Genomic DNA, 23346 nt, shown 5'->3' on the forward strand with positions numbered 1-23346 from the left:
TTGTTTTTTCACTCTCTTGTTCCAGCGGACTAGCAAAAAGATTCGCCTCCAAAAAAGTCAGTTGCGCAGCGGTTTGCCTTTTACAAGCATGTGCTGCATGCGCTGCTGGGATTTCGGCTCAGCAATCAGGCTCAAGAAAGCCTCTCTTTCTAAATCAAGCAAATACTGTTCATCTACTTCCGTTCCATATGGCAGTTTTCCACCGGCAATGACATACGCCAGCTTTTTGGCAATGTGGCGATCATATTGGGAAATATATCCTGATTCAAACATCGATTGAGCCGCCAAGAGCAACATCGCATAACCGGTTTCTCCTACAACGGGCACTTTTTTCCTGGTCGGCGGACGATATCCTTGTTCATAAAGGGAAAGCACCACTTGTTTTGCATCGTACAATTGATGATCACGATTGACGCTGATCCCGTCCGCATTCGATAAGAAGTTGTTTTCGCGGGCTTCTTCACCGGAAGAAGACACTTTCGCCATCGCAATGGTTTCAAAAACTTTATTGGCGATTTTTTGCAAATCAAAATCGACACCGCTTGGCAAATTGGATAAATGTTTCCAATATAATTCCTTTGTTCCACCACCTCCCGGAATTAAGCCGACCCCAACTTCTACAAGCCCCATATACGTTTCAGCGGCAGCTTGAATACGCGCCGCCGGCAAACAAACTTCCGCGCCGCCGCCCAATGTCATTCCAAACGGAGCCGCTACTACCGGCTTGCTGCTGTATTTAATTTTTAGTGTCGCTTGCTGGAATTGACGAATGATAAAATCGAGTTCAAACAGATTGTCGTCTTGTGCTTCCATCAGCATCATGGCAAGATTGGCTCCCACGCAGAAGTTTTTCCCTTGATTTCCGATCACAAGTCCTTTATAGTTTTTTTCCACTTCATCAATCGAATAATAGATCATTTCCACAATGTCCGGACCAATCGCATTGTTTGGCGAATGAAATTCAAGCAATGCCACTTCGTCGCCCAAATCAATCAGACTTGCACCGTTGTTGGATTTGATGACTTTTCCTTGTTTTTTCAAGCTTTTCAAATCGATCACTTTCGGATGCACTGAAACCTTTTCGTAGCGGCCGTTATGATAGAAATATCGTTCTCCTTGTTCCTCTTTATAAAAAGTTTTATTGCCTGAGGCGATCATGTCTTTTACCCATGAGGGAACGTCCATTCCTTCCGATACCATTTTTTGAACCGACGTTTCCGTTCCGATCGCATCCCACGTTTCAAATGGCCCGTATTCCCAGCCAAATCCCCATTTCATAGCATTGTCGATCGCCACGATCGTATCAGCGATTTCGCCTAGCAGTTTGGCAGAATAGATTAACGTAGAAGCAAGCACGTTCCATAGAAAAGTTCCGGCCTGATCATCCGCATAAATAAGCGCTTTCATTTTTTCTGCCGTTCCTTTTAATTGCTTCGCTTTTTCTACCGTAGGCGTTTTTAAAGACTTTCTCGGTTCATATTCCAGCGTTTCCAGATTGAGTTCGAGTATTTCTTTTCCTTTTTTAACAAAAAAACCTTGCCCGGTTTTAGCGCCAAGTTTTCCTTTTTTCAGCATTTCATTCATAAAATCAGGCACTTCAAATGCGTCTTTTTCTTTTCCTTCGACTTTTTCATACACATTGTTGGCCACATGCACAAATGTATCGAGCCCCACTACATCGAGCGTACGGAAAGTAGCACTTTTGGGGCGGCCGATTAACGGTCCGGTGATCGAGTCGACTTCTCCAACCGATAAACCTGCTTTTTTCATTTCATGAACAGCTACGAGCAGTCCGTAAGTGCCAATGCGGTTCGCAATAAAATTGGGCGTGTCTTTGGCTACTACCACCCCTTTTCCTAATGTTTCTTCTCCGAATTGCTTTATAAATTGCACAATTTCAGGATCGGTATCTTTTGTCGGAATCACTTCCAACAGCTTCAAATAACGAGGGGGGTTAAAGAAATGAGTTCCTAAAAAATGCTTTTTAAAATCGGCGGAACGGCCTTCTGCCATAGCTTCGATAGAAATGCCGGAAGTATTGGAACTGACAATGCTTCCATGTTTACGATATTGATCAATTTTTTCTAATACTTGCTTTTTTACGTCCAGTCTTTCCACCACAACTTCGATAATCCAGTCGCATTCAGAGAGTCTTTCTAAATCATCCTCCAAATTTCCTGCTTCAATGAGATTTAAGCTGTTCTTAGAAGTAAGCGGGGAGGGCTTTTGTTTTAAAAGCTTTTTTAAAGCGTCGCTTGCAAAGCGGTTGCGGACTTTCTTATCTGCAAGGGTCAATCCTTTTGCTTTTTCTTCTTCTGTCAGTTCGTGAGGAACAATATCTAATAATAATGTAGGCAGCCCAATATTGGCTAAATGGGCAGCAATTCCTGATCCCATAACTCCGGATCCTAGTACAGCCGCCTTTTTGATTTGTAATACCAAAACTATTTCCCCCTTCACTTTTTTGAATGAATGGTCATTCATTTTTCTATTTCCAATATATATTAATATTCTAAATTTTTCAATAAATAATTAGCACAAAATAGATGAATTTTTTACTTGTTTAAGTGGACGATCATGGTACCGTCAAGAATTTTGTGTAAGAGAGTATTCTCAGATACGTTTTTTTAATCTTGGAGGAGGTGTTTAGTTGTCTTATATGAGACTGAATATTCAGTCTCATATAAGACAACTTAGTCTCCCTAGACTCTGTTCTTCATGAACAAAATTTGGTCTTTCAGTATCTTTCTTCAAACATATCTTGAAGTGCCTTGTATGCCGTAGAAAACCCTTTAAGTTTTCTAGTGGACCATTTTTCATTCAAGTCCTGTACCGTTAAGAACGTGATTTTTTCTGCTGCTTCAATACTGGTTAAGCTGTTCATCGTTTTGAGTCGTTTACGTATATCTTTAATCGTTCGTTCAATCGCATTGGTCGTGTAGATGACACTACGAATACTGGTCGGATATTTCATGAATGTTAGGAGGACATCTAAATCCTGTTCCCAAGATTGGACTTCTCTAGGATACTTTTTAGACCACTTGTCTTTAAACTCATGAAAGGCTTGAATGGCTGCGTCTCTTGTCATCGAACGATAGATCAGCTTTAGGTCTTCAGCCACTTCAAATTGGTCTTTTTTCCTTACCTTGTTTAACGTATTTCTTACTTTGTGGACCACACATCGTTGAACATCGGCTTTCGGATAGACGGCTTTAAAGGCTTCTTCAAGACCTGGGAGTCCATCAAAAACACCAAGTAAGACTTCATGAGCACCGCGTGTATAAAGGTCTTGGAGAATCTCTTGCCAGCCATGCGCGCTTTCTTGACCTCCAACGTAAAAGCCAAGAATTTCACGATAACCTTCTTCATTGACACCAAGAACAACGTAAATGACTTCTTTGGCATACGTATCACGACGAACTTTTATATAAAACCCATCAAGATACAACACAGAATACCGTTTGTTTAATGGACGTTGTTGCCATTTTTGAATATCCTCCAACGCGGCATCTGTAATATGACTAATCGTGGTAGGAGAGTAGGTTGAACCAAGAATTCTTTCGATAAACTTCCCAATTTCTCGAGTGCTCATCCCACTTTGATACATTTTAATAATCGCCTGTTCCAGCCAGCCGTCTTGACGTTGATAAGGCTCAAACAGTTGAGTCTGGAAATCCCCGTTGCGATCTCTTGGAACCGTAAGAGCTTCTATTTTCCCGTACTTTGTATCAAGAGTACGGTGATAATAACCATTTCTTGAGTTTTGAACGTGTTCCTGTTCCACTTGGAGGAAATTTTTGATTTCTTCTCTCATGATGAATTCAAGCTTTTCTTGAACAAAATCTTTTATCATATTTTCCAGTTGATTTGCGAAATCTGAGTTGAGTATACTATTACTCATAAGGTAGGGTATCTCCTTTCAGTTTTGTTTGGTCGCAAATCTGAGAATACCCTGCCTTTTTCTTTTTTTCTAGTAGAAAAATTTGCTTACACAAAATAATTTACATCATCGACGATCATTTGTTTCATATTATTCATTTCTTTTCGATTTTACTTTTAAAAAAAGGAATGAAAATAGTCTGCGGAAATAAAATAAATTTTGAATACTGCGAAAGGACTCACTTGCTCTGTTCATTAAGGCAAATGATTGCGTGAATAACTACGGCGGCCGTTATCGAGATTCTGCTAAAAGAACAAAGCCAATCCCGTTTTTCCATTATTTTTTGACCATTCCTTTGAGAACAAAACCAACATTGGCGGGACGTTCCGCCAGTCGACGCATGAAATATCCGTACCAATCCGATCCATACGGTACATATACACGCATTTTATATCCCTCTTCAACCAATTCAAGCTGCTTTTCCGGTCTGATGCCGTACAACATTTGAAATTCAAATTGTTCATTTGAAATCTTGTACTCTTTTACAAGCTTTTTCGTGTAGTCAATCATAGCATCATCATGAGTGGCAACAGCTGTATAAAATCCGTTCAACAAAAGCTTCTTCACCAGTTTTTTATAATTTTCATCCACATCTGTTTTCTTTGGAAACGCTACAGAAGCCGGTTCTTTGTATGCCCCTTTTACCAGTCGAAGATGAGGGGAGAAAGATGCAAGATCGTCAATGTCTTTTTCGGATCGATATAGATACGCTTGGATGACGGTCCCCAATTGCGGATACTCTGTTTTTAACTGTTTATAGACAGAAAGAGTGTTTTCACAGCGTGAAAAGTCTTCCATATCAATGGTCACAAATACAAACCGTTCTTTTGCCGCCTCCAAAATGCGGCGCATATTGCTCATTACCGTTTGTTCAGAGATGTCGCTTCCTAACGACGTCAGTTTTAATGAAATCTCGGCATCTAATGATTCTTTCCCTATGGCCTCAATCGTACGAATGGCTTGATTCGCCATTTCTGCTGCTTCTTTTTCATTTTCCACAAACTCACCCAAATAATCGACTGTAACGCTTAAACCTTTTTGATTTAAATCTTGAATTACTTTGACTGCCTGATGGAGTGTTTCCCCGGCGACAAATCGGGATGCACCGAATTTCAAGCCATATTTTTGGGCAATCTTTGTGAATGAGCGATTTCTTGAAAGAAATAAAAAGAAATTTCGCATCATTTTCTCCATCGTATTCCCCCTTTTCTCGTAAATCTTCAGCTACCGAAGGAAAACACGGACGTTTCAAAGTGTAGTTCCACGATCGCCTTTAGACTTTCGTCTTTTCATTTCCTGTTTTTAAAAATATATTCAAAAAACGCTCCGATTTGCATAATTTTACTGGAGAAAGACAAGCTAAGAGGGAAAAAGGAGGGAACCAAATGCAGCAACCATATTCCAATAATCCGCAATCTTTCATGTCTTCGCCGCCGGTGATGACGACAAAAGATCTCTCTTACGTGAATGATATGCTTTCATGGAATTTATTAGCCATGAAAAAGGCTCATTTCGCCGCCCAAAATTGCCAAGACCCGGAAATCAAATCTGCTTTAGATTCATACGGTCAAATGCATCAGCGTCATTATCAAACTATTTTGTCGCATTTGCAATCACCAAATAACGGGATGCAGCAATGATGGAAAGGGGAAACAAGATGGAAATGCAAAATCAACAGCAAAAAATCCAAAATCCAAAAATACAGGTGCCGGAAACCCCGCAAATGAACGATCGCGATTTTATTCAAGATATGCTGGCAACCGAAAAGTACATGACTACTTCGTATGCTGTTGCATTGAACGAAATTTCGATTGATCCGCTCCGTCGGGATTTGCAAAACATTCTTACAGAAACACAAAATGCTCAAAGAGATATATTTTTAAAAATGTTTCAAAAAGGCTGGTATTCATTAGAGGCCGCCGACCAACAAAAAATCCAGCAATCTTATCAGCAGCATCAAAGCTACTCCAGCCAATTTCCGTACAACAATCCATCTCAATAAAAAGAGGCCTAAAGAAAGAGCCTGATCTCTTCCTCTGAATAAATACCATTTGGAGAGGAGAGGACAGGCTCTAATGCTTTACCGGTCGCTGATGACAATGTACGTAGCCTTCACTGGTCCGTGGACTCCATAAACCGTACTTAACTCGATATCGGCAGAGTTGCTCGGACCGGTAATAAATTGAATGCAAGAAGGAACGGCTTCACCTTTTTTGATTTTTTCACGGATGATTTGAGCGGCCTGTGTCATTCTTGGAACAAGGGTGCTTTGCGGGATCAAAGCAATAAAGTGTTTCGGCAGCAATGTCATGGACCGTCCTTTGTTCTTTCCCGTAAACAATACGACCGTCCCGGATTCCGCCAGCGTGATATCGCTAAAAACGATCGACACATTGGCTTTCTCGCTTAAACGGATGTTTTCTTCTCCCAGATCATCATTCCAAACATGGACCAATGTCTGTTCATGAGGCCATTCTTTTTCCACCAAGTCGGTGAGGCCGTATTCGGCATAGCGCTCATCTTTCCAAACGGATACGGGCCCTCCTCCGTATGATCGAACAGCCGCTTTGACTTGTTCAGCAAGATGATCTGCCGTTGTTTCCATCAATTGAACATGGATATTCGAACATTGACTGGCCAAAACCGAAACAAGCTCATCTCGGGTAGCTGTTTTCAGCACTTCATATTGTGGCGTATGCTTGTAAGACGGACGATGCACCCCCTTCGTTATCGGGTTTCGCCCCAATTTTTCAGCTATATTTTCCAAAAACGAGGTTCGATTTTGAATCATTCCCGTCATGATTGCTTCCCACCTTCCCGATTTTTAAACCAATCTCGGAAACGTTCTTTCTCAGGAGCCGGAAATTCACGTATTTTCGTCCATGCCTTTAACGGTCCGGGCCCCTTGGAAATACGCGCGTTTTTTGTGAACGGTTTCAAAGCGGAATGAGCCGCTCTCGATCCCAAACCATACAACATATCAGAGGAAGCTCCCAGCCCGAAGGCTTTCATCATGATTTTTTCCGAAAAAGGCGCTTTCCCTTCTCTTTCCACAATGACTTGCCGATGTTTCAGAAGTAGCTCATGCAAAGGAATTTTCACGGGGCATGCTTCTGTACAAGCTCCGCACAGCGAGGAAGCATAGGGAAGTTCTTTATATTCCTCATATCCGCCCAATAGTGGGGAAAGAACAGCGCCAATCGGTCCGGGATAGATGGAGCCGTAAGAATGTCCACCGATATGTCGATACACCGGACATACATTGATACAAGCAGCGCAGCGAATGCACTGAAGCACCGGCTGAAATTCCGTTCCTAAAATATCCGATCGACCATTATCCACGATGACAAGATGAAATTCCTCCGGTCCATCCGCTTCACCTTCTTCTCTCGGACCCGTAATGGCCGTCACATAGCTGGTTAGCTTATGTCCAACGGCACTTCGGCAAAGCAGACTTACAAGAACTTCCATTTCCTCGAAAGTTGGAACAATTCGTTCCATTCCCATCACGGCAATATGAGTTTTGGGAATAGACATGACAAGGTCAGCGTTTCCTTCATTCGTCACGAGGGTAATAGAACCCGTTTCGGCAATCGCAAAATTGCATCCGGTAATCCCTACATCGGCTGTTAAAAACTCGTTTCGAAGATGTTTTCTTACAAAAGCGGTGATTTCCTCAGGCTTTTCCGTATTGGAATAATGAAGCTTTTCTTTGAATACTTCCCGAATTTGATTTTTATTTTTATGAAGAGCCGGAGCGACGATATGGGATGGGTGATCTTCGTCCACTTGCAAAATGTACTCGCCGAGATCCGTCTCTATCACTTCGCAGCCCGCTTCTTCCAAATATGAATTTAAATTAATTTCTTCCGTGACCATCGACTTGGATTTCACCACTTTTTTAGCCTTTTTCTTTTGAACCACTTCTTTTACGTATTGAGAAGCTTCTTCCGACGTTCGGGCAAAAAAGACATGACCGCCTCTTTTCGCTACATTTTCGCTTAATTCATAAAGATAATAATCTAAATGATTTAATACATGCTGACGAATTTCCTCTCCTAAAGAACGCCATTCTTCCCAATTTCCAAGTTGTTCCGCTTCATCCAGACGTTTTATGCGAAGCCGTTCTTGAGCGCCACGAACCGCGCCGCGCATAAACTCATTATTCAGTTCCTCATGAACACGTTCTTTAAAGTCTCCCACTCTAATTTTGATCGACAAGATTTCTCCCCTCTTTTCTTTTACCCTCTATGGTTTAAGACTTCCGCAATATGCATGACTCGAATCGGTTTTCCTTGACGTTCCATACGTCCCCCGATATTCATCAAACAACCACAATCAGCGCTGATCAAATAATCCGCACCCGTACTTTCCACATTTGAAACTTTTTCATCGACCATTTGCTCGGAGATCGGTCCCATCTTGACTGAAAACGTTCCACCAAATCCGCAGCACAAATGAGCGCCCGGCAACGGTGTAAATTCCAGTCCTTTCACGTTACGCAATAACTTTATCGGCGCTTCCTTCACCCCCAAAAGACGGGTCATATGACAGGAAGTATGATAAGTGGCTTTTCCTTCCATTTTCGCTCCCACATCTTCGACACCAAGAACTTCGACAATAAATTGTGTCAATTCGTATGTTTTATCGGCCAATTCTCTTGCCTTTGGCTCCCATATTGGATCGTCCTTAAAAATATGAGGATATTCCTTAAACATAAAAGCGCATGAACCAGACGGAGCGACAACATACTCTGAATGTTCAAACGTCTTAATCATATGTTTCATGGCATCCTTCGTTTCTTCAACATACCCGCTGTTGTATGAGGGCTGGCCGCAGCAAATCTGACTTTCCGGAAAATCAACTTCACATCCTAAATGTTCCAGCAATTCTACCGTTGCTTTTCCTACATTCGTCTTAAACAGATCGACCAGACAAGTAACAAATAAACTGACTTTCAATGGTTCCACCTTCTTTTTCTAATCGCTTCTTTAAAGAACTGGTCATCTGATGACCTTATGATATATAGTATATCATAACTATAATTATGTCAAAATCAGTACAATATTCAAAAAAATTTTTTAATTCTTTCAAGGACAATCCATAAGATCAAAATTGAGTCGGGTCAAGAAAAATGATAAGAGTTGTCTTATAAAGGGGCTTTTTATGGCTTTCATGGCCAAAATATATGTATAATGATGACTCCACAAGCACGCCATGGAAGATGACAGGTAGTTCATTTCCTGCTGCTGCTTTCTAATCAAAGCCCGATATACGCTCACCAGACGCAAGGAAACCTTCGTTCCCCGCCTGCTGCTGCTTTCTAATCAAAGCCCGATACTACCTTTTATCTTCCATGTCAATGCCCTATCATCACAAACTTATAACAATATTTTTTATATGTAAAAGGCTTGCCCTTTTCACATTTCGTTTTTCTTCTTCTCATCAGCAAAGGCTTCCATCAAGACTTGCTCTACACCTTCTAAATGCTTTAGCATCGCTTTTCGTGCGGCTTCCTTATCACGTTCGACAATAGCCTGATAGATTCTTTCATGTTCCTCGTTTAATTTCTCCATTGTAGCGTCCTCAGAATAAAGGAGCAACCGGCGAGTCTCTTTCATCGCTTCTGCCATTAAGTCGGAAACATGGTGCATTAATCGAACAAGCAAATGATTTTGCGTAGCTTTAGCAATGGCCATATGAAAGTCTAAATCCGCCTTTTCACCCAATTCCTCATTCCCCACCGCTTTTTTCATTTCGGCTAAGGTCTCGCCAATTTGGCGCAAATCGCTGTCTGTCCGCTTAACAGCAGCGGCGGCGACTATTCCGGTTTCCAAAATTTTTCTCATTTCCAGCAATTGCTCAATCTGTTCATCACTCATTAAATACGCTTGCGAAAGAGGGTACATAATGCCATCCGGATTGAATTCTTTCACAAACGTGCCCTCTCCCTGCCTCATTTCTACGACACCCATTGCGCGCAGAGAAGTAAGCGCCTCGCGAATGGCGGAGCGCCCCACTTGAAAGTTTTCGGCTAATGCCTGAACCGATTGTAATTTATCACCCGGTTTTAACTCACCGTTGCGGATCATTTCTAGAAGGACATTCGCCACTTCTTCATATATTTTTTTCGGCTTTATTTTTTTAAACTCCAAAATTGTTTCCTCCCGTTGTATCTTTGCTATTTTCATTATATTATCTTTTTCCAATCAAAGTGGAAAATTTGAGTTACAATAATAGAGAAACCTGGAACAGATTGGTGTTCCAAATGCAAAGGGTGTAAAAGCAATGGAATATATCGAAAAGGGGAGCAAATTATATTCAAAAACGATTCTCTCCCTGTTTTTAGGAAGTTTTGTTACATTCGCCGTGATGTATAGCGTCCAACCGTTGATCTCCACTTTTTCAAAAGAATTTGATGTAAGTCCGGCTCGAGCAAGCCTGTCTCTTTCCCTTACAACCGGCTTGTTGGCTGTTTCGATGATTCTCGTTTCCGCCTTATCCGATGCAGTCGGAAGAAAAAAAATCATGGTGGCCTCTTTGCTGTTTTCTTCCATTTGTGCAGCCGTCACAGCTTTCAGTCAAAATTTTTGGTTTTTATTAACGGCAAGAGCGATTATGGGCATTGCCTTAGCGGGATTTCCAAGCATTGCGATGACCTACATCAATGAAGAATTCCACCCTAAAAACCTAGGCACTGCAATGGGGATGTACGTAAGCGGAACATCCATCGGCGGTATGGTTTCCCGCGTGGTCGTAGATGCTCTGACGGATTGGTTTTCTTGGCATGTTGCTTTAAGCGCCATCGCCTTCCTGTCTCTTCTTGTCAGTGCTTGGTTTTGGAAGTCCCTTCCGGATTCCCGTCATTTTCATGCTCAAAAAGCCAGTTTAAGAAAGCTGTTTTCCTCTCTTGGCCAAAGTTTAAGAGACCCCGGACTGCTTTGTCTTTACAGTCTGGGCTTCCTGTTAATGGGAAGTTTTGTTACATTATATAACTATATCGACTATCCGTTAATGGGTGAACCTTACCATTTGAGCCAAACGATTGTCGGACTTATTTTTTTCATATACTTGGTAGGGACATTCAGTTCTACATTTATGGGACGAATGGCCGATCGGTTTGGCAAGCCGAAAGCTCTTGTCGCAAGCATTGGCATTATGCTTCTCGGGGGAATTGTGACGATCAACAGTATACTGGCGGTTAAGCTCATGGGCGTGGCCTTGTTTACATTTGGATTTTTTGGCGGACATTCGATCGCGAGCGGATGGGTTGGTCAAAGAGCTCTAAACTTTAAAGCTCAAGCATCGTCTTTATATTTGTTGTTTTATTATACTGGCTCAAGCATCGTCGGTACAACGGGCGGCACATTTTGGAGCCGATTCGGATGGATCGGGGTGATCGGATTAATTGCTTCACTGCTCGTCCTCTCGCTCATTATTGCGGAAATTCTTCCGTTATTGAAAATAAAAAGAAAACCGGACACGACTCATCACAAAGGATACTAGGACGACGAAAAAAAGGCGTTTTCCAAGATTCGAAGACCTTGGAAAACGCCTTTTTTCATAATCTAATAGGAAGAAAACATGAACCGTCTTTCATGGTAATACACAGAAAAAACCAGCCCCATCGCCAGCATATTTCCCATCAACGAACTTCCTCCATAACTAATAAACGGAAGAGGGATCCCTGTTATTGGAAGAAGCCCGACAGTCATTCCAATGTTTTGGAACACATGGAAAGTAATCATGGAAATAATGCCGGCGCACATATAAGAATAAAACGGATTTTTCGTTTGAAGCGCTATTTTCGTCAAATGGTAAACGAGCAGGAAAAACAAGCTGATGACTACACTAGCGCCCAGAAACCCGAATTCTTCGCCGACAATACTGAATATAAAATCAGTGTGGCTTTCAGGCAAATAAATATCCCGCTGGCCGAAACCCTTTCCCAATGTTTGTCCTGAGCCGATGGCCAACAGGGATTGGGTTAGATGATATCCGGACGAACTTTGATAACTGTACGGATCCAACCAAGAATAGATCCGCCCAAACTGGTACTGTTTAACTCCCAAATATTTTTCCAATATTTTCGGATGCCACAGCACCATATAGAAAATACCAACGATCAATACAGCAGCTGAACCGAATAAAGGAACTAAGATTTTCCACGTAATTCCTGAGACAAAAATCATTCCAAGCAGGATCGCAATTAACACGAGCGATGTTCCCAAATCGGGCTGCTGCATCACAAGAAAAAGCGGCAGAAAGGTAGCCAACCCCATCTTGATCAAGAGCCAAAAATCCGATTCGATTGTTTTTACGGGATTTTTTTGATGGTGCTCAACCATGATTCTAGACAACACAAGAATCAAAAACACTTTTTCAAATTCGGACGGCTGCAACGAACCCATGGCAGGTACTTTATACCAGCTTTTTGCCCCATTGATGACGGGAGCAATGCTGGAAGGCGCCACGATTAAAAATGCCAACAGCAATATGCCCAAACCGTAAGTAAACCATGAAAGCTTCATCCATTGATCGGCATCGACGCGGATTACTAACGCAATGATGCCAATACCGACACCATACCACATGATTTGTTTGACAACGAAATTTTCTTTATATTGACCAGTTGACTGCGAACTGTAAATCGCAACTAAACTAGTGATCAACAACAACAGCAAAATGAATACAAGACCATAATCAATACGGCTTTGCGATTGATTTTGAGAAGTCATCCATGTCTCCTCTTCCCATAGAAAATTACAATATACCTCTAACATTATACCTTTTCAAGTAAATTTCACAATAGAAAAATGTTTCAAATCCAACAGTTTTGAAGATAAATAACGAAAGTCTCTCTCCATAATGACAACATGAGTAATAAAAAGCATTTTAAAAACAATGTCTCAGCTATTTTTAAACTTATACAAAATCATGATCCGGATGGTGATTGCATCCATTTCTTTTTGATTTCATTTCAAGTTTGTTGCATGTCCGATTTCCCGCTTTTTATGATAGCACATAACGTGAATTTGCTGAACTATGACTAAGTGACTTCTTTTTGAGAAAAAAACGATCATGAAATTATGGGATCATGGCCTATAAATCATGCTCTTTTTCCAAAATAAACCGAAATTTCGACTGTACTTTCATTTGAAATAAACAGAGGTGACAATCATGGTGAGGATGCCATGCTTGAGGTATAAACGCTCTCTAAAGGTGTAAAGCTTAGCCATGACTGTTTCGCCGATTTTCATAGTTTAGAAAAGAGACTGACATGTCCTTTCAAGCGGAATAAAAAGAGATTTCCACCTGTGGGACCTTTGGGCCTACTGATCGTTGGATGAACAAAGAAGACGATTAGGGAGTGTTCCCTCGCTTAAGAACAGTTGCTGTTCTGCTTGTCTTGAAGAAGAGAACTGACTGCCCTTCATGGGGAATCGAGTAGGAGGGAGCGATTAACTCCCGTCCTCTCACACCACCGTACGTACGGTTCCGTATACGGCGGTTCAATTAAGATAATTGACGCAAGTCTTTATAACTTCCGTGAATAGCTGTTCTCTTTATGCCAGTGGTCACTCCACCCTCCAAGAGGTCTCCCACGGGATTCACCGCTTCCTCCCTCAAGTGAGGTACTACGTTTTCTGTGTTCATCATGACTCACTGAATACCAAGGGCTATTCTCTCTTAATTGTTCGGTCCTTCTTAGTTGTTCTAGACCAACTAATACTATGACCTCTGCTGACTTCTGACGGTTCAGCTACTTATCACTAAGTAGGTTATGAAGAGTACTTCACATATCCGCCAGACCTCCCCGGGTAAGTACATGCACTTTCACACCATCTATCCGCCTCATTTACTCGATATGACCTTCGACAGAAAGAGCTTTGTTTTGTTATGCAAACTCACTCAATCATACCTAGCCTTATATGAGGTTCGTGTTCCTCGGACCGGTGTTTTGCCTCCAGCTTCCTTCAGATTCCGCGTCACCACGGACACCCTTGCTCTTGGCTAACCTCTACTTCTGTCTTCGGGGTTCGGGACTTACACCCTATAGTTCATGTACATGCCGGGCGCACATAAAAAGTCTTCCCCCGTTATTCTGTCGGGGGAAGACTTTTATAAGAAGCGAACGATATCTTCAACAGGAATTCTTGTTGTTTTGTAAGCAGGCGCAGCCGCTTTTCCTAAGGCAATTAACACCGTTGGAACGAAGCGATCGGAAATGTTAAATCTTTCAACGAATTGTTTTTTATTAAAACCGCCCATCGGAACCGTGTCATAGCCACGAGCCTTCGCAATCAGCATGATTTGCATGGAAACAAGGCCGGCGTCAAATGAAGCTATATTTTTCCGGTCTTCCGCAGACAGAGATGGATAAAGTTTGTTAATGTTTTCGATCATGAGTCTCATTCTCTCTTCATCCATATAACCTGCTTCATAGTTGCTTCGATACACTTTTTCGGCGTTTTTATACATTTCCGTATCGCCTAAAACCGCAATGACGGCTGAGCATGTTTCTACTTGTTCTTGGTTATTGGCGATGGCGCGGAGCTCTTTTTTCGTTTCTTGATCTTGAATAACAAGAAAGCGCCATGGTTGAAGATTACTGGACGAAGGGGCCAAAGTGGCTTCCTTTAAAATTTCTTCAATTTCTTCCTTCGCAATTTTATAATTAGGATCATATTTTCTGACGGAATGGCGTTCTTTTATAACGGTAGATAAATCTGTAGAATGACTTGTCATATTTCTTCCCTCCATGATCAAATTACTTACTTTAAGTAAGCACTGTTAAAAGTTTATCTTTCATAATAGATCACGTCAAGAAGGAGATTTTATGATCATTAAAAAAGGAAAAAGGAGCCAACTAAATAGTCAGCCCCTGGTTATTTCAAATCATAGCGTCTCCGAACAGAAAAGACCTTTCGATGCCATGAAAAATGATCATGGTGAAAGCTTGTTTCCGAAGAAATTATTTTATAACGGTTGCTCGGCTGCGGCTCATTCGTCGTGAAGATTGTTTTTGGGCCTGTTTCTTCGGGTTGCGGTACGTTCCCAACAGCAAATCCATCAGCGGATTCGTTAGGCCAAACCAATATTTTTTGTTAATGGTGTGATGCTGCAAGTGATAGACTTTCAGCCGCTTGCCGATAGGGGTGAAAGGCTCAATGGGACGATGAGCGGAAAAATGCCTCCATTGATGATAAAGCAGCGTTCCCGAAACGCCCGTGACAAAAGCGATGGAAAATGTGATATCCCGCATGATTAATTGAACGGCGAGAACCAGAAGCAAAAGCATTGGAAGAGTCAGCCAAGCAGGCAGCAAAATGCCTTTTAGCTCGCTCGGATGTTGGTGATGATGATCATGCCAGTCTTTTACAGGTTGTAAAAATCTTATTTTTTCCGGCAAAGACCCATGAAAAAGAAAACGATGAATAACATATTCCATAATACCGAAAAATATGATTCCAATTAAAAAAATAAATAAAAGGGGCCAGCGAATATAAAAGACCGATAAACTCAATCCGAGAAATAAGAATAAGCCTAAACCAATCATTTCCGTTGTATTCCAAAATTCACGGACATACTTGAACATATTTGGTCGTCCCCCCTCCTTTATTTTTTTTGTCAAAAACTTGCTTTTTTCTATATATAATATTCAATCAATTGATGAGTGATGTCTATTATAGACTCTTTTCTTCCATCGATTCAGAAACCAAAAAATGAATCGCTCCATTCGGTGTTTCAACGCGGCCACGATTCCGTTTCATTTTCTTAAATCCAGACGTATTTTTTCCGAAGAAAAACATTCATCACTTGTTTGATTTTGAATCAGTTCCCCAAGTATTGTATGATTTTGCTTCTTTTGGAATCGGTTTAAAGCGGAAATACCATAGCCCATTTTTTTGACTTATGTTCACTGGTTGAGTGAAAACAGGGACGGGCAGTGGAATATGCTGCTCATTGGGAATAACTCTTCGCTTTTTTACAAAGTAGATAGGTTCTTTCTTCTTTTTCCATGAGGCGGTTTTTGTTTTTATCAGTAAATTTTGATGGTCCATCCACATTTGAAACTCATGTTGATCCAGACCGGGGAGTTCCAGTTCCAGAACAAGGAAATCGTTCCATTGATAAAGATTATAGTTCATTTTCTCTTCTTTATCTGAATATCCATCTTCTCGACCATGTTTTCTGGAATGAAACACGGATTTCCAAAAAGAATCATCCTGGACCTTATGAGCGAAATTCAGCCGTTTTTTCCATTTTTCCATCTCCGTTCTCATCTCCCCTTAAAAACATAATGCCTTTTAGTCGTTTTCTGCATGATCGGTTTCCGTCTTTCCTCGTCACAAAATCATGAAGAATGCACTACTGATTTTCAAACTATGACCATAAACAGCCGTCTGCCTTTCCCAAATCCTTTTCGCTCGTTGATCTATCTTATTCAAAAAAGCGCCCAATGTTCATGTTCATGAAACATATGCTCAAATTGCTTTTCCAACTGTATGGAGGCCTTTCCCTCGTACAAAAAGTTCAGAAGAGCAATGGACGTTATCAAAAACTGTACGCACAAAAATAGCAGGGCCAGGTTAGTCCCCGCTTGTCAGTTTTGAAAATACGTTTTATCTAATAATATTTCATCTGCGTACGGCTTTTTTTATCATCTGTCTTCGTCCTTTTGGATCAGACAGGATAAACCGGGTGCTTCCGCTCGGAAAAAACTAGATACTTGGACATATAGACTTCCAGACGTCGGGATAATTCTTCACGGAGTCGATTCGGCTCCACAATATCGTCCACGACTAACTCAGACGCCAACCGGTATATATCAATATCTTTTCGATATTCTTCACGCTTTGCTTCCACAAATGCCGCTCTTTCTTCCGGTTCCATCGCTTCTATTTTATTGGCGTACACCGCGTTGACAGCGGCTTCCGGCCCCATCACCGCAATTTGGGCAGTCGGCAAAGCTAAACAACAGTCCGGTTCAAAAGCGGGACCCGCCATGGCATACAGGCCGGCTCCGTATGCTTTGCGGACAATCACAGTCATTTTTGGAACCGTTGCTTCGCTCATTGCCGCGATCATTTTGGCGCCATGGCGAATAATCCCTGCTTTTTCTACATTCGTTCCAATCATGAAACCGGGAACGTCCGCCAAGAATAAGAGCGGAATATGGAAGGCGTCGCACAAATGAATGAACTTAGCGGCTTTGTCGGCAGAATCATGAAACAACACGCCGCCTTTTACACGCGGTTGATTAGCAATAATACCAATCGGCTGCCCTTCTAAACGAGCAAGACCCGTAATAAGTTCAGCCGCAAATCTTTTTTTGATTTCACAAAAAGAATCTTCATCCACAATGCGGTCAATAAGCTGATACATATCAAAAGGAGCGTTCTGGTTTTTTGGAATGATGTCTTCGATTGACTGATCAAAAGATTTGAGAGATTTTTTTTCGGCTCGTTTCGGCTTTTGCGTGTAATTGTCCGGGAAGTATGTTAAATATCGGCGGGAAAACTCGATGGCTTCCTCTTCGGTTTTTACGAGCACATCACCGCAGCCCGAAACACTGCAATGCATTTTGGCTCCGCCCATTTGTTCAAGCGTCACTTTTTCGCCGATCACCATTTCCGCCATCCGCGGCGATCCTAAATACATGGAGGCATTTCCATCCACCATCACGACAATATCGCAAAAAGCGGGAATATAAGCGCCGCCAGCAGCCGAAGGGCCAAATAACAGACAGATTTGCGGAATTTTCCCTGAAAGTTTTACTTGATTGTAGAAGATTCTTCCCGCTCCTCTCCTTCCAGGAAACATCTCTATTTGGTCGGTAATTCGGGCTCCTGCGGAATCAACCAAATAAATGAGCGGACAGCGAAGCTTTTCTGCCGTTTCCTGAATTCGAATGATTTTTTCCACTGTTCTTTTTCCCCATGAACCAGCTTTCACAGTGGAATCATTGGCCATTACGCATACAGTGCGTCCATGAATTTTTCCAATCGCCGTCACGACTCCGTCCGCCGGAAGGTCACCGGCAAGACAATTGGCAAATAGCCCGTCCTCCGCTATTATATCTTCGTCGAACAGAAGCTTGAGGCGGTCACGGACAAATAATTTCCCTTTCGCTTTATTTTTCCGATGGTATGTTTCATTCCCACCTTTTAGCACTCCATCTTTTATCTCATGATAGTTGGTAAGAGCTGCTTTTATTTCCGACATTGGGTGCCCCTCCTTTATCTTCCCGTGTATCGGGGTTGTCGTTTTTCCTGAAACGCTTTGAGTCCTTCTATTCGGTCAGAACTATTTAAAAGAGCGTTATAAGCCAATTCTTCTATTTTTAAGCCTGTCATGATGTCCGTTTCCATCCCTTTGTTAACGGCTATTTTGGCTTGCCGCAAAGAAAGCGGAGCGTTTTCCACAAATTCTTTTGCCAGTTCAAAAGCCTTCTCCAGCACTCGTTCCGCTTCTACCGCGTATTCCACCAGTCCAAGTGTTTCGGCTTCTGCCCCTGAAATTTTACGAGCCGCAAAGATTAATTCTTTTGCTCTTCCTTTCCCGATTAATCTTGGAAGACGCTGAGTGCCTCCCGCACCGGGGATAATACCGAGAGAAGTCTCGGTCAATCCCAGTTTGGCATCTTGAGCAGCAATTCGAATATCGCATGCCAGCGCCAATTCCAAACCTCCTCCCATCGCAGCACCATTGATGGCGGCAATCGTCGGCTGAGGAACATTTTCCACTTCGTTGATGATGGAACGTATCTGTTGTACCGCCTGTTTCACTTCTTCTTCATCCATCCCTTTTCTTTCTTTCAAATCAGCGCCGGCACAGAAAAACGGACCGCTTCCCGTAATAATGACCGTTTGAATATCGCTCTGTCCTTTTATTGTTTGCAGCAGCTGTTTTAATTCACTGAGCAGCTGTTTTGACAAAGCATTAGCTGCTTCCGGGCGGTTTAAAATAATGATCGCTATCTTCTCCCTATGTTCCCATCGAACCATTTCACCCATCGCTTTTTCACTCCTTCCTCGTCCGTCTTGCCAACTCCATTTGTTTGCTTGACAACGGCTTTTCCAATTTTTCTTCTATAAAATGCGCCGCTTGAAGCAGACGATTCCGATCAATTCCCGTCTCAATCCCCATCCCCGTAAGCATGTAAAGCAAATCTTCCGTTGCGACATTTCCGGTAGCTCCTTCGGCATACGGACATCCCCCCAGCCCTCCGAGTGAACTGTCAAAAGTGGTTATCCCCATTTGCAAAGAAATGAGAACATTGGCTAACGCAGTCCCGCGAGTATCATGAAAATGCATCGCAAACTGATCCGCTTTATAAGATTTCAAAAGTTCTGAAAGCAAAGCTTCTACTTGAGACGGTACGCCAACGCCAATCGTATCGCCGAGAGAAATTTCATCCACACCCATTTCAAGAAGCCGATCTACCACCCTTTTGACTTGAGAAACCGGAATCTCCCCTTCATACGGACAAGCAATCACTGTGGATACGTATCCGCGCACCGTTTTTCCGGCAGATTTGGCTTCTGCCACGACTTCTTCTAAAACCGGAAAAGTTTCAGATATGGATTTGTTTATATTTTTTTGATTATGCGTTTCACTGGCTGACATAAACAGACAGACTTCGTCCACGTCCGCTTTCAACGCTCTTTCCAATCCTCTCAAGTTCGGAACAAGCGCTGCATACTTGACTCCTTCTTTTCTATAGATCTTGGAAAATACCTCTTCGGCATCGGCGAGCTGCGGAATCCATTTCGGGTTGACGAAAGAACTCACTTCAATCGAAACAAGCCCCGCCTCAGACAGCCGATTGATCCATTCCGCTTTGACATCAGAAGAAAGAATTTTATCTTCATTTTGGAGACCATCCCGGGGGCCAACTTCTTTAATGTGTACTTTCTTGGGCCATTTCAAAAACATCCCCTCCCTACTCCATTTCGATCAAATCGTCCCCTTCGTTGACAAAATCCCCTTCTTGAACATGAATGGCTTTTACGATTCCCTCTTCTTCTGAAGAAATGGGAATTTCCATTTTCATTGATTCGAGAATGATCACATCTTGACCTGATGTAATTTTCTCCCCCTCTGATACTAGTATTTTCCACACACTTCCGGCCATGCTCGCTTGAATGGCACTCATATTTTCATCCCCCTGACATCCTATTTCTCGTATTCCGCCAACAAATTATTGCCTCCTTTTCCATCATTTCTCGTCGTTACCCAATTTTCTATAGCAAACAAGGAAAGGCGGCCTTTATTTTTATAGAAAATTCAGATATTTTTTCGTATACATCTTACTGATGGTCATAATGAAAAACTATGAAGGCAAGGTATGATTCTCCTTTTTCAATCAGCTCCCTTATGACGTTTTCGGCTGCTTGGTGCTTTCTTGCAAATAATGACGATTCACAAACTGCGTTGTCGTGTCTCCGGCTAAAAACCGCTCATGGGACACCGTTTTTAAAAGCATTGGGATATTGGTTTTAATCCCTTCAATTTGATAGTGTTTCAGAGCCTCGATCAACCGATTGCACGCTTCTTGACGGTCTTTTCCCCAGGCAATCAATTTGCCGATCATCGGATCGTAAAATGGAGTGATCACCGTCCCTTTTTCGATGGCCGTTTCATGCCGAATGCCCTCCCCTTCCGGCAATCGCAGAAAAGTGATTTTGCCTGGCGATGGATAAAATGTATTCGGATCTTCCGCATAAATTCTTACTTCAATCGCATGGCCGTCTCTTTTGATATCTTCTTGGGAAAATTCCAACCTTTCTCCGGCTGCTATTTTGATTTGGTGCTCAACAAGATCCAGTCCGGTGATTTCTTCTGTGACAGGATGTTCCACTTGAAGTCTTGTGTTCATTTCCAAAAAGTAAAAATTTTGATTTTTATCGACTAAACATTCCATCGTACCCGCATTGGTATAGCCGATTTTCCGAACCGCTTGCAGCGCAGACGCCAACATTTTTTTCCGAGTAGATTCGCTAATAAATGGAGACGGGGCTTCTTCCACCACTTTTTGATTTCGTCTTTGAATGGAACATTCCCGTTCCCAAAGCGCTACAGCATTTCCAAATGAATCGGCTAACACTTGCACCTCGATATGATGCGAGTCTTCAATATACTTTTCTACATACATCGTCCCGTCCCCAAAAAATGATTCCGCTCGTTTTTTATTGCCGGCAAATGCTTTTCGCAGCTCTTCTTCAGAACGAATCACTTGCATGCCAATCCCTCCACCGCCTGCAGAAGCCTTTAACATAAGGGGATAGCCGATTTCTTTTGCAGCCAATACAGCTTCCTCTTCATTCCGAAGGGGAATATCGATTCCTTCTATAATTGGCATTCCGGCTTGTTTCATTGTTTTTCGCGCTTCAATTTTGCTTCCCATCGCTTTAATGATATCGGAACCGGGACCAATAAAAACAAGTCCTTCATCGTGGCACACCCTCGAAAATTCGCCATTTTCAGATAACAATCCGTATCCCGGATGAATCGCTTCCGCTCCGGACTCCTTGGCGACACGGATGATAGCATCCATATTTAAATAGCTTTGATTGACAGGAGGCTTTCCAATGCAGAACGCTTCATCGGCCTCATGAACATGCAGTGAATCCTTGTCCGCTTCCGAATAGACGGCGACTGTTTCAATCCCCATCTTTTTGCAAGTACGAATGACTCGTCTAGCAATTTCCCCCCGATTGGCGATTAAAATTTTGGAAAACATCTTATCTCCCCTTTATATCCTCTAAATACCTTTCCCGAAGTTTAAATTTTTGAATTTTTCCCGAAGCAGTCATCGGATATTCATCTGTAAAGAAAACGTATTTTGGAACTTTGTGCCGTGATATCTTTCCTTTGCAGAACGCTCGTATTTCCTCGGCATCGGCTGTTTCTCCTTCTTTCAAAATAATCCATGCGCCTACTTCTTCCCCGAATTTCTCATCCGGCACTCCCACTACTTGCACATCTAAAATTTTCGGGTGTTGATAAAGAAATTCCTCGATTTCTCTTGGATAAATATTTTCCCCGCCGCGGATAATCATATCTTTTAGGCGACCGGTAATCCGTACATAGCCATTTTCATCCATTACCGCCAAATCGCCTGTATGGAGCCAGTGATCTTCATCTATTACTTCTTTTGTTGCCTCCGGATTTTTATAATAGCCTTTCATCACATGATAGCCTCTTGTACAGAGTTCCCCTTGTGTGTTCGGCGGCAGCACGCGGTTGCTGCCTGGTTCCACAATTTTTACTTCGACATGAGGCAACGCTTTTCCTACTGTTTCCACCCGCAACGAAACCGGGTCGTCCGTGCGGCTTTGAGTGATGACAGGCGAAGATTCCGTCTGTCCGTAGCATATGGTAATATCCTTCATCCCCATTTTTTCCATGACTGCCTTCATCACTTCCATCGGGCAATTAGAACCCGCCATCACACCCGTCCTTAAAGTCGTTAAATTGTATTTTGAGAAGTTCGGGTGATTCAATTCTGAAATAAACATCGTCGGAACGCCATGAAGGGCTGTGCATTTTTCTTTTTCTACCGTTTGCAGGACAGCCTCAGGGTCAAATTCCTGAACCGGAACCATCGTCGCTCCGACACTTACAGAGGCAAGTGTACCGATCACGCAGCCGAAGCAATGGAAAAAAGGAACAGGAATGCATAAACGGTCATCTTTCGTAAGCTTCATGCATTCAGCGATATTGCGGGCGTTGTTGACGAGATTATAATGAGTTAACATAACCCCTTTCGGAAATCCGGTCGTTCCCGAAGTGTATTGCATATTAATGACGTCATCAGGATGAAGAGATCGAGACCGTGCTTTCAGTTCTTGATCACTGATCCTTTTTCCCTTTTCTATCAATTGAGACCAATTGTACATTCCACTATATGGTTTTTCGCTTAAAACAATCACATTTTTTAAGAGCGGCAGTCTTTTCGATTGCAGTTCTCCAGGCTGGGAATGGCGAAGCTCAGGGCATATTTCATAAATCGTATCCACATAAGAAATTCCCCTGTATCCTTCTATTAAGATTAAAGTCTTGGCATCGGATTGCCTCAGCAAGTATTCCAGTTCCATGGTTCGATAATTCGTATTAACCGTAACTAAAACGCCGCCCATTTTCCCGGTGGCGAACTGGAGCGCAACCCATTCTGGGGTATTGGTGGTCCAGACAGCCAAATGATCTCCCTTTTCCACCCCTAGCGCCATTAAGCCTTTCGCGACCAAATTGCACTCTTCGTTCAATTCACTGTAGGTCCATCTAAGATTGCGGTCGGCATATACTAATGCCTCGTGATCCGGAAAATCATGCACCTTTTCCTCCAACAACTGCCCAACCGTTTTACGTAGTAATTCGGCCATTTTCTCCTCCTAAAA

At 42.4% G+C, this 23346-nt stretch carries 20 protein-coding genes; 3 read left to right on the top strand and 17 right to left on the bottom strand.

The window, feature by feature from the left end:
• Positions 1-57: 57 nt before the first annotated feature.
• The 3 genes from BSM4216_RS12830 to BSM4216_RS12840 all read right to left on the bottom strand — a co-directional run bounded on the left by BSM4216_RS12830 (position 58) and on the right by BSM4216_RS12840 (position 5134).
• Positions 58-2442, bottom strand: a complete 2385-nt coding sequence (locus tag BSM4216_RS12830; protein ID WP_048623939.1) for a 3-hydroxyacyl-CoA dehydrogenase/enoyl-CoA hydratase family protein — start codon at positions 2440-2442, stop codon at positions 58-60.
• A 295-nt stretch (positions 2443-2737) separates the two neighbouring features.
• Entirely contained in the window at positions 2738-3901 is a 1164-nt protein-coding gene (locus BSM4216_RS12835; protein WP_048623008.1) for an IS256 family transposase, read from the bottom strand.
• Positions 3902-4216: 315 nt separating this feature from the next.
• The gene (locus BSM4216_RS12840) at positions 4217-5134 is read right to left on the bottom strand and encodes a proline dehydrogenase family protein (RefSeq protein WP_048623940.1); all 918 of its coding nucleotides are present in this window, start codon (positions 5132-5134) and stop codon (positions 4217-4219) included.
• A 191-nt stretch (positions 5135-5325) separates the two neighbouring features.
• On the opposite strand from BSM4216_RS12840, the gene BSM4216_RS12845 reads away from it, so the two are divergent.
• Positions 5326-5580 carry a hypothetical protein gene (locus tag BSM4216_RS12845; RefSeq protein WP_003352503.1) on the top strand — a complete coding sequence of 85 codons (255 nt, stop codon included), beginning with the start codon at positions 5326-5328 and terminating at the stop codon, positions 5578-5580.
• Between the two features lie 17 nt (positions 5581-5597).
• The gene (locus BSM4216_RS12850) at positions 5598-5942 is read left to right on the top strand and encodes a spore coat protein (protein ID WP_147542741.1); all 345 of its coding nucleotides are present in this window, start codon (positions 5598-5600) and stop codon (positions 5940-5942) included.
• A 78-nt stretch (positions 5943-6020) separates the two neighbouring features.
• Here the strand turns inward: BSM4216_RS12850 and BSM4216_RS12855 are convergent, their stop codons facing one another.
• The 4 genes from BSM4216_RS12855 to BSM4216_RS12870 form a co-directional block, all read right to left on the bottom strand.
• Positions 6021-6740, bottom strand: coding sequence for a LutC/YkgG family protein (locus tag BSM4216_RS12855; protein WP_048623941.1), 720 nt, complete (start codon positions 6738-6740; stop codon positions 6021-6023).
• Positions 6737-8161, bottom strand: coding sequence for a LutB/LldF family L-lactate oxidation iron-sulfur protein (locus tag BSM4216_RS12860; protein ID WP_048623942.1), 1425 nt, complete (start codon positions 8159-8161; stop codon positions 6737-6739). The genes BSM4216_RS12855 and BSM4216_RS12860 overlap by 4 nt, the downstream gene beginning before the upstream one ends.
• Positions 8162-8181: 20 nt before the next feature.
• Positions 8182-8901 (bottom strand): (Fe-S)-binding protein, encoded by a 720-nt coding sequence (locus BSM4216_RS12865; RefSeq protein WP_003352507.1) that lies wholly within the window; start codon positions 8899-8901, stop codon positions 8182-8184.
• A 459-nt stretch (positions 8902-9360) separates the two neighbouring features.
• Positions 9361-10095, bottom strand: a complete 735-nt coding sequence (locus BSM4216_RS12870; RefSeq protein ID WP_048623943.1) for a FadR/GntR family transcriptional regulator — start codon at positions 10093-10095, stop codon at positions 9361-9363.
• Positions 10096-10228: 133 nt separating this feature from the next.
• Between BSM4216_RS12870 and BSM4216_RS12875 the strand changes: the two genes are divergently transcribed.
• Positions 10229-11446 carry an MFS transporter gene (locus BSM4216_RS12875; RefSeq protein ID WP_048623944.1) on the top strand — a complete coding sequence of 406 codons (1218 nt, stop codon included), beginning with the start codon at positions 10229-10231 and terminating at the stop codon, positions 11444-11446.
• A gap of 62 nt (positions 11447-11508) precedes the next feature.
• On the opposite strand, the gene rodA is transcribed toward BSM4216_RS12875, so the two are convergent.
• The 10 genes from rodA to BSM4216_RS12925 all read right to left on the bottom strand — a co-directional run bounded on the left by rodA (position 11509) and on the right by BSM4216_RS12925 (position 23331).
• Positions 11509-12678, bottom strand: coding sequence for a rod shape-determining protein RodA (gene rodA, locus BSM4216_RS12880; protein ID WP_048623945.1), 1170 nt, complete (start codon positions 12676-12678; stop codon positions 11509-11511).
• 1384 nt (positions 12679-14062) lie between these two features.
• Positions 14063-14689, bottom strand: coding sequence for a nitroreductase family protein (locus BSM4216_RS12885; RefSeq protein WP_048623946.1), 627 nt, complete (start codon positions 14687-14689; stop codon positions 14063-14065).
• A 226-nt stretch (positions 14690-14915) separates the two neighbouring features.
• The gene (locus tag BSM4216_RS12890) at positions 14916-15539 is read right to left on the bottom strand and encodes a sterol desaturase family protein (RefSeq protein ID WP_048623947.1); all 624 of its coding nucleotides are present in this window, start codon (positions 15537-15539) and stop codon (positions 14916-14918) included.
• 217 nt (positions 15540-15756) lie between these two features.
• Positions 15757-16215: an Hsp20/alpha crystallin family protein gene (locus BSM4216_RS12895; RefSeq protein ID WP_048623948.1), complete on the bottom strand. Its 459-nt coding sequence runs from the start codon at positions 16213-16215 to the stop codon at positions 15757-15759.
• Positions 16216-16627: 412 nt separating this feature from the next.
• On the bottom strand, positions 16628-18169 hold the full coding sequence (locus tag BSM4216_RS12900) for an acyl-CoA carboxylase subunit beta (RefSeq protein ID WP_048623949.1): 1542 nt from the start codon (positions 18167-18169) through the stop codon (positions 16628-16630).
• Positions 18170-18183: 14 nt separating this feature from the next.
• Complete coding sequence (locus tag BSM4216_RS12905) at positions 18184-18960, bottom strand: enoyl-CoA hydratase (RefSeq protein WP_048623950.1); 777 nt, start codon at positions 18958-18960, stop codon at positions 18184-18186.
• Between the two features lie 7 nt (positions 18961-18967).
• Positions 18968-19882 carry a hydroxymethylglutaryl-CoA lyase gene (locus BSM4216_RS12910; RefSeq protein WP_048623951.1) on the bottom strand — a complete coding sequence of 305 codons (915 nt, stop codon included), beginning with the start codon at positions 19880-19882 and terminating at the stop codon, positions 18968-18970.
• A 7-nt stretch (positions 19883-19889) separates the two neighbouring features.
• The gene (locus BSM4216_RS12915; RefSeq protein WP_003352520.1) at positions 19890-20102 is read right to left on the bottom strand and encodes an acetyl-CoA carboxylase biotin carboxyl carrier protein subunit; all 213 of its coding nucleotides are present in this window, start codon (positions 20100-20102) and stop codon (positions 19890-19892) included.
• 219 nt (positions 20103-20321) lie between these two features.
• The gene (locus BSM4216_RS12920; RefSeq protein ID WP_048623952.1) at positions 20322-21689 is read right to left on the bottom strand and encodes an acetyl-CoA carboxylase biotin carboxylase subunit; all 1368 of its coding nucleotides are present in this window, start codon (positions 21687-21689) and stop codon (positions 20322-20324) included.
• Position 21690: 1 nt separating this feature from the next.
• Positions 21691-23331 (bottom strand): AMP-binding protein, encoded by a 1641-nt coding sequence (locus tag BSM4216_RS12925; RefSeq protein ID WP_048623953.1) that lies wholly within the window; start codon positions 23329-23331, stop codon positions 21691-21693.
• Positions 23332-23346 lie beyond the last annotated feature (15 nt).

It is taken from the genome of Bacillus smithii (assembly GCF_001050115.1).
Taxonomy (GTDB): domain Bacteria; phylum Bacillota; class Bacilli; order Bacillales; family DSM-4216; genus Bacillus_O; species Bacillus_O smithii.